This window comes from Enterobacter cloacae complex sp. SHL020, from assembly GCF_049236945.1.
GTDB lineage: Bacteria > Pseudomonadota > Gammaproteobacteria > Enterobacterales > Enterobacteriaceae > Enterobacter > Enterobacter dykesii.
In genome coordinates this window covers 619,957-633,108 of sequence record NZ_JBMKJF010000002.1, presented here as the reverse complement: position 1 = coordinate 633,108, position 13,152 = coordinate 619,957, and the positions used below count along the sequence as shown (strand labels likewise).

Below are 13,152 nucleotides of genomic sequence, written 5' to 3'. Positions count from 1 at the left end.
CCCTTTATGGCGATATATCCCGCACGCGGGAATGCGTGCGGAAAATTATTTGAGGTGGTTATGTTTAGAAAATTGGCAGCAGAATGCTTTGGTACATTCTGGCTGGTATTTGGTGGCTGCGGTAGCGCCGTTCTGGCAGCAGCATTCCCGGAATTAGGCATTGGTTTTGTCGGCGTCGCGCTGGCGTTTGGTTTAACCGTATTAACCATGGCGTTTGCCGTGGGACATATTTCCGGCGGTCATTTTAACCCGGCAGTCACGTTAGGTTTATGGGCGGGTGGCCGTTTCCCGGCGAAAGACGTAATTGGCTACATTGTGGCACAGGTGGTTGGCGGTATTATTGCGGCGGGCGTTCTGTACGTGATTGCCAGCGGTAAAGCCGGGTTCGACGCGGCGGCCAGCGGCTTTGCCTCTAACGGCTTTGGCGAGCACTCTCCGGGCGGCTACTCCATGCTGTCTGCCATCGTGATTGAAATCGTGCTTACTGCCGGCTTCCTGCTGGTGATCCACGGCGCAACGGACAAACACGCCCCAGCCGGTTTCGCCCCGATCGCGATTGGTCTTGCGCTGACGCTTATCCACCTGATTTCTATTCCGGTCACCAACACCTCCGTTAACCCGGCGCGCAGTACCGCCGTCGCCATCTTCCAGGGCGGCTGGGCGCTTGAGCAGCTGTGGCTATTCTGGGTGATGCCAATTATCGGCGGTATCCTGGGCGGCGTGCTGTACCGCACCCTGCTGGAAAAACGCGATTAATCTTTCCTCCCTCTCCCCGTGGGAGAGTGCCGGGGTGAGGGCTGCAGGCCGCACACCCCACGTAGACACAAGCCGGGTAAGGCGTAGCCGCCGCCCGGCTTTCTTTTGCCGCTTTACTGAACAGTCTTTATTGGGTAGTGTCACTGGCGCTTAACCGATACTCAAAAAGGACCGGCTGTTCATGTTTTCAGGACTCCTCATCATTTTGCTGCCCTTGATCGTGGGCTATCTTATTCCGCTGCATCGTGAATCCGCATTAAGGCTCATTAATCGATTCCTGAGCTGGATTGTCTACGTTATTCTTTTCTTTATGGGGATTAGCCTGGCATTCCTGGACAACTTATCGGCGAATTTACTCTCCATCCTCCATTATTCTGTCGTCACCGTGGTGGTTATTTTGCTGTGCAATATTGCCGCGCTGCTGTGGCTGGAACGCACTATTCCATGGAAAAATCACCACCATCAGGAAAAACTCCCTTCACGAATTGCAATGGCGCTTGAATCACTAAAATTATGCGGCGTCGTGGTGCTCGGTTTTCTTCTTGGGCTGACCGGTTGGGCATTTTTACAGCACGCGACTGAGGCCAGTGAATATACGCTGATCTTCCTGCTGTTTCTGATTGGTATTCAGCTGCGAAATAATGGCATGACGCTGAAACAAATTGTCCTCAACCGTCGGGGGATGATGGTTGCCGTTATGGTTGTCGCCAGTTCAATGGTGGCGGGCGTCATTAACGCCTTTATTCTCGATCTGCCGCTGAAAACCGGCCTGGCGATGGCGTCTGGTTTTGGCTGGTATTCGCTCTCCGGTATTCTGCTGACCGAATCGTTCGGTCCGGTGATCGGCAGCGCCGCCTTCTTTAACGATCTGGCGCGCGAGCTGATTGCCATCATGCTGATCCCGAGCCTGGTTCGCCGCAGCCGTTCTACCGCGCTGGGCCTGTGCGGCGCGACATCGATGGACTTTACCCTGCCGGTACTACAACGCTCCGGAGGGCTGGAGATGGTGCCCGCGGCTATCGTTCACGGCTTCATTTTAAGCCTGCTGGTTCCGGTTCTGATGGCCTTTTTCTCGGCCTGATACTTCTTTGGCGGTAGGTTTCCTGCCGCCAAAATTGCGCTAAATCAATATCCCTCTATTTTGTAGCAGAAAGCCCTTTTCTCCGTTCTGGCACAGGCATAATCTTAAACATGTATATCAAATATAACTTTAACAGGTGTGATTATGTTTTGTGTGCAATGTGAACAAACCATCCGTACCCCGGCAGGCAATGGCTGCTCTTACGCACAGGGTATGTGCGGCAAAACCGCAGAAACATCTGACCTGCAGGACCTGCTGATTGCCGCCCTGCAAGGCCTTTCCGCCTGGGCGTTCAAAGCCCGCGAATACGGCATTGTCGACCACTACGTCGACAGCTTCGCCCCGCGCGCCTTCTTCTCCACGCTGACCAACGTTAACTTCGACTCTCCGCGTATTGTCGGCTACGCCCGCGAAGCGATTGCCCTGCGTGAGGCGCTGAAAACACAGTGCCTGAAGGCGGATGCCAGCGCCCGCGTGGAAAACCCGATGTCTGAACTGCAGCTGGTCAGCGACGATCTGGGCGACCTCCAGCGTCAGGCGGCAGAATTCACCCCGAATAAAGACAAAGCGGCGATTGGCGAGAACATTCTCGGCCTGCGCCTGCTGTGCCTGTACGGCCTGAAAGGCGCTGCGGCCTATATGGAACACGCGCACGTTCTGGGTCAGTACGACAATGAGATTTACGCCCAGTACCACAAAATCATGGCGTGGCTGGGCACCTGGCCTGCCGATATGAACGCGCTGCTGGAATGCTCAATGGAAATCGGCCAGATGAACTTCAGGGTGATGAGCATTCTTGATGCCGGTGAAACCAGCACCTACGGCCATCCGACGCCGACGCAGGTCAACGTCAAGGCAACTGAAGGCAAGTGCATCCTGATTTCCGGTCACGACCTGAAAGATCTCTACAACCTGCTGAAGCAAACCGAAGGCACCGGCGTTAACGTTTATACCCACGGCGAAATGCTGCCGGCGCACGGCTACCCGGAGCTGCGTAAATTTAAGCATCTGATCGGCAACTACGGCAGCGGCTGGCAGAACCAGCAGGTTGAGTTCGCCCGCTTCCCTGGCCCTATCGTGATGACCTCTAACTGTATCATCGACCCGACCGTCGGCGCGTACGATGACCGCATCTGGACCCGCAGCATCGTCGGCTGGCCGGGCGTGAGCCATCTTGAAGGTGACGATTTCGGTCCGGTTATCGCCCAGGCGCAGCAGATGGCGGGCTTCCCGTACAGCGAGATCCCGCACCTTATTACCGTCGGCTTCGGTCGTGAAACCCTGCTGGGTGCCGCTGATTCGCTGATCGATCTCGTCAGCCGTGAAAAGCTGCGCCACATCTTCCTCGTCGGCGGCTGCGACGGCGCGCGCGGCGAGCGAAACTACTTCACCGATTTCGCCACCCGCGTGCCGGAAGACTGCCTGATCCTGACCCTGGCGTGCGGCAAGTACCGTTTCAACAAGCTGGACTTCGGCGACATCGAAGGTCTGCCGCGCCTGATCGATGCGGGCCAGTGTAACGATGCTTACTCGGCCATCATTCTCGCGGTCACCCTGGCGGAGAAACTGGGCTGCGGCGTGAACGACCTGCCGCTGTCGCTGGTGCTGTCATGGTTCGAGCAGAAAGCGATTGTCATCCTGCTGACCCTGCTCTCTCTCGGCGTCACCAACATCGTGACCGGCCCGACCGCGCCTGGCTTCCTGACGCCGGACCTGCTGGCGGTGCTGAACGAGAAATTCGGCCTGCGTTCCGTGACCAACGTTGAAGATGATATGAAGCAGCTGCTGAGCGCGTAAGGAGTAATTCATGACCATGCCAACCTCACAATGCCCGTGGCGGATGCAGGTTCATCACATCCATCAGGAGACGCCGGATGTGTGGACGCTGTCGCTGCTGTGCCATGACTACTATCCGTACCGCGCAGGTCAGTATGCGCTGGTCAGCGTTCGCAACTCGGCGGACACCCTGCGCGCCTATACCCTCTCCTCAACGCCGGGCGTGAATGAGTACGTTACGCTCACCGTCCGCCGCATTGACGACGGCGCGGGCTCTCAGTGGCTGACGCGGGACGTGAAGCGCGGGGATTATATCTGGCTGTCTGACGCGCAGGGCGATTTCACCTGTGATGACAAAGCAGACGATAAATTCCTGCTGCTGGCGGCGGGCTGTGGCGTAACGCCAATTATGTCGATGCGCCGCTGGCTGGCGAAGAACCGCCCGCAGGCCGACGTGCAGGCGATCTTCAGCGTCCGTTCCCCGAAAGACGTGATTTTTGCCGGGGAGTGGCGTGATTATCCGGTGACGCTGGTGGCTGAGCACAACGCGACGCACGGTTTTGTGCCCGGTCGCCTGAGCCGCGAGCTGCTGCAAAGCGTGCCGGATATCGCGAACCGTACCGTGATGACCTGCGGCCCGGCGCCGTATATGGACATCGTGGAAAAAGAGGTGAAAGCACTTGGCGTGACCCGCTTCTTCAAAGAGCAGTTCTTCACGCCGGTGGCGGAAGCCGCAACCAGCGGCGTTAAGTTCACCAAACTGCAGCCTGCGCAGACCTTCTTTGGCCGCGTAGGGACCACGCTGCTGGAGGCGCTGGAAAGCAACAAGGTGCCGGTAGCGGCGGCCTGTCGCGCGGGCGTGTGCGGCTGCTGTAAGACGAAGGTGGTATCCGGGGAGTACACCGTCACCAGCACCATGACGCTGTCCGACGCGGAAATTGCTGAAGGCTATGTACTGGCGTGTTCATGTCATCCGCAGGGTGATTTGGTTCTTGCCTGATAAAAAATGCCCGGTGGCGCTGGCGCTTACCGGGCCTACAAAACATCACCGCCACGCGGGCGCTTTACCCAGCGCAAACCGCCCCGCCCCTAAAAACGCGACCGCCAGCGAGCCGATAAAGAAGTACACCAGGCTTTCAATCGCCCATGCGCCTACCTTATCGAGGGCGAGCGTTTCACCCATTCCCACCATCAGCCACGCCACAATCATCGTAAAGGCCAGCACCAGCGCGGCCGGGCGCGTAAGGAGCCCGACAATAATCAGGATCGGTGCCACCACTTCGCCAACCAAGACGCCGTAGGCGATAAATCCCGGCAGCCCTTTTTCCACCAGCATGCCGCTGATAAAGCCCACGCCGCCAAAAAGCTTGTGCAAACCATGAAAAAGCATCAGCCCGCCGACGGCAAGTCGTAACAAGAGTTTGCCAAGATCGTCGCACGATAGCTTTTCATTAACAGCGATTAACAATGATTTAACCATTTGAAATAATTCCTGTTTTTACCGAGGTAACACCAGATTATGCCGAATAATTGCGCGTGAAAAGCACCTTTTAATTGGGGGGATGCGACGGGCAATACGGAGACTTTCTTCTAAGCTTGTATGCGATATCACAAAAAGGAGACGGACAACCATGAAACAAACCGTGGCTGCATATATAGCGAAAACGCTCGAACAGGCTGGCGTGAAACGTATCTGGGGCGTAACCGGCGATTCCCTGAACGGACTCAGCGACAGCCTCAATAAAATGAAGACCATCGAATGGATGCCCACCCGCCATGAAGAGGTTGCCGCCTTCGCCGCGGGCGCTGAAGCACAGATCACGGGGGAACTGGCCGTCTGCGCCGGATCGTGCGGGCCGGGTAACCTTCATCTGATTAATGGATTGTTCGACTGTCACCGTAACCACGTGCCGGTGCTGGCCATTGCCGCCCATATCCCCTCATCCGAAATCGGCAGCGGCTATTTTCAGGAGACGCATCCGCAGGAGCTGTTCCGTGAATGCAGCCACTATTGCGAGCTGGTTTCATCCCCGGAGCAGATCCCGCAGGTGCTGGCGATAGCCATGCGCAAAGCCGTGCTGAACCGCGGCGTTTCTGTGGTCGTTATCCCGGGCGATGTGGCCCTCAAGGCCGCGCCAGAGGGGGCCAGCACCCACTGGTATCACGCCCCACAGCCGGTGGTGACGCCTGCGGAAGAGGAGCTAAAAAAGCTGGCACAGCTGCTGCGTTACTCCAGCAATATCGCCCTGATGTGCGGCAGCGGCTGCGCGGGCGCGCACAAGGAGCTGCTTGAATTCGCCGGTAAGCTTAAGGCCCCTATTGTCCACGCCCTGCGCGGCAAAGAGCACGTTGAATACGACAACCCCTTTGATGTGGGGATGACCGGTCTGATCGGCTTCTCCAGCGGCTTCCACACCATGATGAACGCCGACACGCTGATCCTGCTCGGCACCCAGTTCCCGTATCGCGCGTTCTACCCGACGGATGCGAAAATCATTCAGATTGATATCAACCCGGCCAGCATCGGCGCGCACAGCAAGGTCGATATGGCGCTGGTGGGCGACATCAAATCCACGCTTGCCGCCCTGCTGCCGCTGCTGGAAGAGAAAACCGACCGCAAGTTCCTCGATAAAGCGCTAAGCGACTATCGCGATGCCCGCAAGGGGCTGGACGATCTCGCCAAACCGAGCGACAAAGCTATTCACCCGCAATATCTGGCGCAGCAGATCAGCCATTTCGCGGACGACGATGCCATCTTCACCTGCGACGTGGGCACGCCAACCGTCTGGGCGGCACGCTATCTGAAGATGAACGGCAAACGCCGCCTGCTCGGCTCGTTTAACCACGGCTCGATGGCCAACGCCATGCCGCAGGCGCTGGGTGCAAAAGCGACAGCCCCGGAGCGTCAGGTGGTGGCGATGTGCGGCGACGGCGGGTTCAGCATGCTGATGGGGGATTTCCTGTCGGTGGTGCAGATGAAGCTGCCGCTGAAAATCGTGGTCTTTAACAACAGCGTGCTGGGCTTCGTGGCGATGGAGATGAAGGCCGGAGGCTACCTGACGGACGGCACCGAGCTGCACGACACCAACTTTGCGCGCATCGCCGAGGCCTGTGGCATCACCGGTATTCGCGTGGAGAAAGCCTCAGAGGTGGATGAAGCCCTGCAGCGCGCGTTTTCCATCGACGGTCCGGTGCTGGTGGATGTCGTGGTCGCCAAAGAGGAGCTGGCGATCCCGCCGCAGATCAAGCTTGAACAGGCCAAAGGCTTTAGCCTCTATATGCTGCGCGCCATCATCAGCGGGCGCGGCGACGAGGTGATCGAACTGGCAAAAACCAACTGGCTCAGGTAAAACATTTCGCGTGACCTCTTAATATAAAGGGATGTGAAATGATTGATTTACGCAGTGATACCGTAACCCGCCCGAGCCGCGCCATGCTCGAAGAGATGATGGCCGCCCCGGTCGGGGACGACGTCTACGGCGATGACCCGACGGTCAACGAACTGCAGCGCTACGCGGCTGAACTGAGCGGCAAGGAGGCCGCCCTGTTCCTGCCAACCGGTACGCAGGCTAACCTGGTCGCGCTGCTCAGCCACTGCGAGCGCGGTGAAGAGTACATTGTCGGCCAGGGCGCGCATAACTATCTGTATGAAGCAGGCGGTGCGGCGGTGCTCGGCAGCATTCAGCCGCAGCCGATTGACGCCGCGTCGGACGGCACCCTGCCGCTCGATAAGGTCGCGGCAAAAATCAAAGCCGATGATATTCACTTTGCCCGCACCCGACTGCTCAGCCTCGAAAACACCCACAACGGCAAGGTCCTGCCGCGCGAATACCTGAAAGCAGCGTGGGAGTTCACCCGCGAGCGCGGGCTCGGCCTGCACGTTGACGGCGCGCGCATCTTTAACGCCGTGGTGGCGTACGGCTGCGAGCTGAAAGAGATTGCGCAATACTGCGACTCGTTCACCATCTGCCTCTCTAAAGGTTTGGGCACACCAGTCGGCTCTCTGCTGGTCGGTAACGCAGACTACATCAAGCGCGCCAACCGCTGGCGTAAGATGACCGGCGGCGGCATGCGTCAGGCGGGTATTCTGGCGGCTGCCGGGCTATATGCCCTGAAAAACAACGTGGCGCGTCTGAAGGACGATCACGACAACGCCGCGTGGATGGCGGCGCAGCTGCGCGAGATTGGCGCCGACGTGATGCGCCACGACACTAACATGCTGTTCGTCCGCGTGGGCGAGGATCGCGCTGCAGCGCTGGGTGAATTTATGAAATCACGTGGCGTGCTGATCAACGCCTCACCTGTCGTGCGCCTGGTCATGCATCTCGACGTGAGCCGCGAGCAGCTGGCCGACGTGGTGAAACACTGGCAGGCGTTTTTACAGCGATAAGGAGCATCACGTGCCGCAACGCATTCTGGTGCTCGGCGCCAGCGGGTACATCGGTCAGCATCTCACCGCGGCGTTAAGCCAGCAGGGACACCAGGTGCTGGCCGCGGCACGCAATACCGAACGCCTGCAAAAACTCAGTTTGCATGGCGTCACCTGCCACAGCGTTGACCTCAACTGGCCGAAGGAGCTTCCCGCCCTGCTGGAGGAGGTCGACACGCTTTACTACCTGGTGCACAGCATGGGCGAAGGCGGGGATTTCATCGCCCACGAGCGGCAGGTGGCGATGAACGTCCGCGATGCCCTGCTGCAAACCCCGGTGAAGCAGGTGATTTTTCTCAGCTCACTCCAGGCACCTGAACACGAGCAGTCCGATCACCTGCGCGCCCGCTATCTGACGGCTGAAACCCTGCGCGGGGCGAATATCCCCGTCACCGAACTGCGCGCCGGGATCATCGTCGGCGCAGGCTCCGCCGCCTTCGAAGTGATGCGCGATATGGTTTACAACCTGCCCGTACTCACCCCGCCGCGCTGGGTACGCTCGCGCACCACGCCGATTGCGCTGGAGAATTTACTGCATTATCTGGTGGCGCTGCTGGTTCATCCGGCGGAGCAACACCGCGTGCTCGAGGCGGCAGGCCCTGAAGTGCTGAGCTATCAGGAGCAGTTCGAACACTTTATGCGCGTCAGCGGCCGCCGCCGCTGGCTGATCCCCATCCCCTTCCCGACCCGCTGGATTTCGGTATGGTTTTTGAATGTGATCACCTCCGTGCCGCCGACGACCGCCAAAGCGCTGATCCAGGGGCTCAAACACGATTTACTGGCGGACGATCGCGAACTGCGGGCACTCATTCCCGAGGACCTGATCCGTTTTGACGATGCCGTGCGCAATACGCTGAAAGAAGAAGAGCAGCTGGTGAATTCAAGCGACTGGGGTTACGACGCCCAGGCGTTTGCCCGCTGGCGGCCGGAGTACGGCTATTACCCGAAACAGGCGGGCTGCACGGTGAAAACCCCCGCCAGCCTGACCGCCTTGTGGGAGGTGGTGAACCAGATTGGCGGCAAAGACGGTTATTTCTTCGGTAATATCCTCTGGCAAACGCGCGGGGCGATGGATCTGCTGGTGGGGCACAGGCTGGCGAAAGGCCGCCCGACACGCCCGTATCTTGAAGTGGGCGACGCGGTCGACAGCTGGAAGGTCATCATCGTCGAGCCTGAAAAACAGCTGGCGATGCTGTTCGGCATGAAGGCCCCGGGATTGGGTCGCCTTTGCTTTACCCTGAAAGACAAAGGCACCCACCGTGAACTGGACGTCCGCGCCTGGTGGCATCCGCACGGAATGCCGGGTCTGTTCTACTGGCTGTTGATGATCCCTGCCCACCTGTTTATCTTCCGGGGAATGGCGAAACGCATTGCGCAACAGGCAGAACAAAAGACGGAAAAGATCTAAATAAAACTCTCTTTCTTTCACCTTTCCCATTGCATAGCGCCGTAATTCACGAAAGAATGCGCACGAAATTCTTTTCAACACAGTGGATTGATATGAAGGTACTGGTTACCGGGGCGACCAGCGGCTTAGGCCGAAATGCGGTCGAATTTCTGCGCAACAAGGGCATCAGCGTCAGGGCTACCGGTCGCAACGAAGCGATGGGAAAACTGCTGCAAAAAATGGGCGCGGAGTTCGTCCATGCTGACCTGACGGAGCTGGTCTCCTCGCAGGCGAAAGTGATGCTCGCCGGTATCGACACGCTGTGGCACTGCTCCAGCTTCACCTCCCCGTGGGGTACCCAGGAAGCCTTCGATCTCGCCAACGTGCGGGCCACCCGCCGTCTGGGTGAATGGGCCGTTGCCTGGGGCGTGCGCAACTTTATTCATATCTCGTCACCGTCGCTCTATTTCGATTACCACCATCATCGTGACGTGCAGGAAGATTTCCGTCCGGCTCGCTTTGCCTGCGAGTTTGCCCGCAGCAAGGCGGCCAGCGAAGAGGTGATCGATCTGCTGGCGCAGTCGAACCCGCACACCCGTTTTACGGTATTGCGTCCGCAGAGCCTGTTCGGGCCGCACGACAAAGTGTTTATTCCGCGTCTGGCGCAGATGATGCACCACTACGGCAGCGTGCTGCTGCCGCGCGGCGGCGATGCGCTGGTGGATATGACCTATTACGAAAACGCCGTCCACGCCATGTGGCTGGCAAGCCAGCCGGACTGCGATAATCTGATCTCCGGTCGCGCCTACAACATCACTAACGGCGAACCCTGCACGCTGCGCAGCATTGTGCAGCGCTTAATTGACGAGCTGCAGATCGACTGCCGCATCCGTTCAGTCCCTTACCCAATGCTGGATATGATTGCCCGCAGCATGGAGCGTTTTGGCAGTAAAACGGCCAAAGAACCTGCGCTAACGCATTACGGCGTATCGAAGCTTAACTTTGATTTCACGCTGGACATTTCACGGGCGGAGAACGAGCTTGGGTACAAACCGGTTGTGACGCTGAATGAAGGGATTACGCGTACGGCGGCGTGGCTGCGGGATCACGGGAAGCTTCATCGGTAGATCTGGCCCTGCATTTTTACGATGAGAAAAAAACGGCAACCCGAAGGTTGCCGTTTGTCATTGTGCTGATTACAGGGCAGTCCACGCGTCCTGCCATGCAATCCCTTTACCTGGCTCGTAGTAGGATGGCGCGTTATTGCACCAGCCGCTGTACGGATAAGGTTTGCACTGGAACAGCTGGCCGCGGTTATTAACGATATCGCCTGCTTTCCATTTGGTTTTGGAGGTCCAGGTCGGGTAAGTCCCGGTCTGGCCGCCGTTGGTCTGCTTAGCCTGTACGTTCAGCGTATAGCTGGTGGTGCTGCTCAGCTCGCCGTCACTGACGGTCAGGTTGATCGGGTACTGCGTCGCCGCTGCCACTTCCGGCGCATTGAAGGTAATAATCGCTTTATCTTCGCCGCTTACGGTCTGGCCGTTCGGAGCCGTCCAGGTATAAGTCAGGTGGTTACCGTCTTCGTCGGTCGAGCCAGACGCGTTCAGAGAAACAGATTTACCCGCTTCAACCGCACCCACCGGACCGGCGATTTTTGCTACCGGCGCATGGTTTACCGGCGCTGGCGTATTATCGTCCGGAGCGGGGGTGTTATCGTCTGGCACCGGCGTGGTATTGCCTTCGTCCGTTGGGTCGACAGGGGTCGGCGTCGGGGCTGGCGTGACGCTACCGCCGTCGGAAGTCCCGTCTTCACCCACCACGTTCACATTGAAGAAATGCTTCACGCATTTGGTGTAGTCACCCTCTTTAAAGGCGCTGAATGGCGTCTGGTAACCCACCAGCTGGCAAGAGTAGGTCTGGCCTGACGGGGTATCCGCGCTCCATCCCCAGTCCTGTTCCCAGTAGATCTTCAGCGCGCCAGCACCGCCTTCGTCGAACTGCTTCATGTTGGCGCAGCCCAGCACTTCGTTAGACGGAACAGGCACTTTCAGGTAGTTGGCGAACTCTTTGTAGTATTTGATACGGTTTTGAGACTGGGCGATCTCAGTCGGGCCGCCACACTCCACGCCGCCGTTGATGATCTGCGTGGTCACGCCGAAGCCCGGTACCAGACCATTCGCCTTATCGTGATCGTTCGGCTGCCATGTGCCGTCGATAACCTGCAGCATGCTTGGTTTTGGCGGCTGCGGGTAGGCGAAGAAGAAGATCGCGGAAGCAAGGTTTAGCCAGGTGTCCGCCACCAGCTCAGGTTTGTCCAGCAGTACGCGGACGTCGCCGTACATCGCTTCAGAGAACGGGCCGTAGTTGTAGTTATAGGAGAGCTGTTTCGCACCGCGGCCAAAATAGCTAACGAAATCGCCATCTTTGTCTTTACCGCACGGCCAGGTCTGCCCCTGCCAGACATCCGGGTTACATTCGCCGTTATATCCGCCCTTCTGACCTTCGCTCCAACCCATCTCACGCACGTAGACCAGCGCCTGACGCCACTCGGCTTCCGGACGCCAGGACTCGTGGCCGCCAGTTTCCTGCGCGAAGTGCGCGAACATGGTTGCCAGAGACTTACGGCAGATGGCATCGCTGTTACGACCATCGGTATAGGTCTGGCACAGTGCCGGGAATTTACCTACCGCTTTCAGGAAGTTGCTGTAGGTATATTCCGGCGCACGCAGTGGGAAGAGGTACTCCCAGTCGCTGGCCTTGATAATCCCTTCCACGCGCTTGACGTTTTCCGGGTTTGTCGATTTACCCGGCTCAATTTGTTCCACCAGGCTGTTGTCCAGCGTGCGGATGGTTGACTTCACCGAAGCCATCAGCGGGAAGTTGGTCAACTCCTGCTCTTTCTTCTGCAGATCGCTGGCCTTAACCGTGTAAGGTTCGCTGCTGGCCTGCAGCAGGGTTGCCTGAGCCATAAACGGTGCAACACATGCGCCCGCAATAAGAACACTGAGTAATGTTCTTTTGTTCATGTCAATGGTCCTCTTAATGATATTAAGGGTCTATAAAAGTTAATTTGTTTCGCGGTTTATTTATTAATCATTTAATAAATAAACCCGGGAGCAGTTTTCGTTTTATGAAGAACACTATTCGGTACTCTTCAAAAAACAAAAATCAATAATAATAACGGTTACGGGTGCTACGTTTTAACTTATGATATTTATTCCAGACCTTACGGGCATAGACCATGCGCTGCGGGTAATTCTCTTTTTTCAGACCAGCGTTATAGGCGCCGACCGCCTCCCAGTTATAGCCATAAACTTTAATCATTCCGGATAATATCGATGCGCCAACCATAATCGAGGTGCAGGGCTCGGTAATTAACCGGTACTCATTAATGCCTTTTCGCTCCAGCTCGGAAAAATGTGAACTGTTAATCTGCATCAGGCCGACATCACGCGTGCCATCATTATTCTGTCCAATCGCATTGGGGTTCATTCCCGATTCAACATTAGCAATGGCATACAGCAGGTAAGGATCCACATGATAATAACGGGCGGCTTTATCCCAGCAGTTGGCAAAGACGCTATGGCTTATTATCAGCAACAATAAAAATAACGTTTTCATTTTCAGTCCGGCTCTTTTTCATTGTCTCCTTACGCGCTTATTGCTCTGTTTCCTGATTTACGGTCCACGCCCGTCGCAGGACGTGAACCGTGAGGGCGGGCA

11 protein-coding genes are annotated in these 13,152 nt (G+C 57.4%); 8 read left to right on the top strand and 3 right to left on the bottom strand.

The window, feature by feature from the left end; all coding sequences use genetic code 11:
* The first annotated feature begins 60 nt into the window (after positions 1 to 60).
* The 4 genes from aqpZ (at position 61) to hcr (ending at position 4,613) form a co-directional block, all read left to right on the top strand.
* Positions 61 to 756, top strand: coding sequence for an aquaporin Z (aqpZ, locus tag ACOTZB_RS08120; RefSeq protein ID WP_014883193.1), 696 nt, complete (start codon positions 61 to 63; stop codon positions 754 to 756).
* 181 nt (positions 757 to 937) lie between these two features.
* Positions 938 to 1,837 carry a lysine exporter LysO family protein gene (locus ACOTZB_RS08115; RefSeq protein ID WP_033145072.1) on the top strand — a complete coding sequence of 300 codons (900 nt, stop codon included), beginning with the start codon at positions 938 to 940 and terminating at the stop codon, positions 1,835 to 1,837.
* Between the two features lie 144 nt (positions 1,838 to 1,981).
* Positions 1,982 to 3,634: a hydroxylamine reductase gene (gene hcp / locus ACOTZB_RS08110; RefSeq protein ID WP_421626860.1), complete on the top strand. Its 1,653-nt coding sequence runs from the start codon at positions 1,982 to 1,984 to the stop codon at positions 3,632 to 3,634.
* A gap of 10 nt (positions 3,635 to 3,644) precedes the next feature.
* Positions 3,645 to 4,613 (top strand): NADH oxidoreductase, encoded by a 969-nt coding sequence (gene hcr, locus ACOTZB_RS08105; protein WP_421626859.1) that lies wholly within the window; start codon positions 3,645 to 3,647, stop codon positions 4,611 to 4,613.
* Between the two features lie 45 nt (positions 4,614 to 4,658).
* Here hcr and ACOTZB_RS08100 read toward each other — a convergent pair whose 3' ends face one another.
* On the bottom strand, positions 4,659 to 5,093 hold the full coding sequence (locus ACOTZB_RS08100; RefSeq protein WP_319875607.1) for a DoxX family protein: 435 nt from the start codon (positions 5,091 to 5,093) through the stop codon (positions 4,659 to 4,661).
* A 151-nt stretch (positions 5,094 to 5,244) separates the two neighbouring features.
* Here ACOTZB_RS08100 and poxB point away from each other — a divergent pair, with 151 nt between their 5' ends.
* The 4 genes from poxB (at position 5,245) to ACOTZB_RS08080 (ending at position 10,556) form a co-directional block, all read left to right on the top strand.
* Positions 5,245 to 6,963, top strand: coding sequence for a ubiquinone-dependent pyruvate dehydrogenase (gene poxB, locus ACOTZB_RS08095; protein ID WP_039261536.1), 1,719 nt, complete (start codon positions 5,245 to 5,247; stop codon positions 6,961 to 6,963).
* A 38-nt stretch (positions 6,964 to 7,001) separates the two neighbouring features.
* Positions 7,002 to 8,003: a low-specificity L-threonine aldolase gene (gene ltaE, locus ACOTZB_RS08090; protein ID WP_193804726.1), complete on the top strand. Its 1,002-nt coding sequence runs from the start codon at positions 7,002 to 7,004 to the stop codon at positions 8,001 to 8,003.
* Between the two features lie 10 nt (positions 8,004 to 8,013).
* Positions 8,014 to 9,450, top strand: a complete 1,437-nt coding sequence (locus ACOTZB_RS08085) for a DUF2867 domain-containing protein (protein WP_421626858.1) — start codon at positions 8,014 to 8,016, stop codon at positions 9,448 to 9,450.
* A 92-nt stretch (positions 9,451 to 9,542) separates the two neighbouring features.
* A complete protein-coding gene (locus ACOTZB_RS08080; RefSeq protein WP_421626857.1) occupies positions 9,543 to 10,556 on the top strand; it encodes an NAD-dependent epimerase/dehydratase family protein in 1,014 nt (337 codons plus the stop codon).
* A gap of 69 nt (positions 10,557 to 10,625) precedes the next feature.
* On the opposite strand, the gene ACOTZB_RS08075 is transcribed toward ACOTZB_RS08080, so the two are convergent.
* Together ACOTZB_RS08075 and iagB are read right to left on the bottom strand one after the other, a co-directional pair.
* A complete protein-coding gene (locus ACOTZB_RS08075) occupies positions 10,626 to 12,455 on the bottom strand; it encodes a glycoside hydrolase family 19 protein (protein WP_421626856.1) in 1,830 nt (609 codons plus the stop codon).
* A 142-nt stretch (positions 12,456 to 12,597) separates the two neighbouring features.
* Positions 12,598 to 13,050, bottom strand: coding sequence for a type III secretion system invasion protein IagB (iagB, locus tag ACOTZB_RS08070; RefSeq protein ID WP_421626855.1), 453 nt, complete (start codon positions 13,048 to 13,050; stop codon positions 12,598 to 12,600).
* Between the last annotated feature and the right edge of the window lie 102 nt (positions 13,051 to 13,152).

Bases quoted from the DNA above. Each gene is read 5' to 3' on its own strand.
- hcr (WP_421626859.1), top strand. From the start codon at position 3,645: ATGACCATGCCAACCTCACAATGCCCGTGGCGGATGCAGGTTCATCAC.
- ltaE (WP_193804726.1), top strand. From the start codon at position 7,002: ATGATTGATTTACGCAGTGATACCGTAACCCGCCCGAGCCGCGCCATG.
- hcp (WP_421626860.1), top strand. From the start codon at position 1,982: ATGTTTTGTGTGCAATGTGAACAAACCATCCGTACCCCGGCAGGCAAT.
- ACOTZB_RS08115 (WP_033145072.1), top strand. From the start codon at position 938: ATGTTTTCAGGACTCCTCATCATTTTGCTGCCCTTGATCGTGGGCTAT.
- ACOTZB_RS08100 (WP_319875607.1), bottom strand. From the start codon at position 5,093: ATGGTTAAATCATTGTTAATCGCTGTTAATGAAAAGCTATCGTGCGAC.
- iagB (WP_421626855.1), bottom strand. From the start codon at position 13,050: ATGAAAACGTTATTTTTATTGTTGCTGATAATAAGCCATAGCGTCTTT.
- ACOTZB_RS08080 (WP_421626857.1), top strand. From the start codon at position 9,543: ATGAAGGTACTGGTTACCGGGGCGACCAGCGGCTTAGGCCGAAATGCG.
- poxB (WP_039261536.1), top strand. From the start codon at position 5,245: ATGAAACAAACCGTGGCTGCATATATAGCGAAAACGCTCGAACAGGCT.
- aqpZ (WP_014883193.1), top strand. From the start codon at position 61: ATGTTTAGAAAATTGGCAGCAGAATGCTTTGGTACATTCTGGCTGGTA.
- ACOTZB_RS08075 (WP_421626856.1), bottom strand. From the start codon at position 12,455: ATGAACAAAAGAACATTACTCAGTGTTCTTATTGCGGGCGCATGTGTT.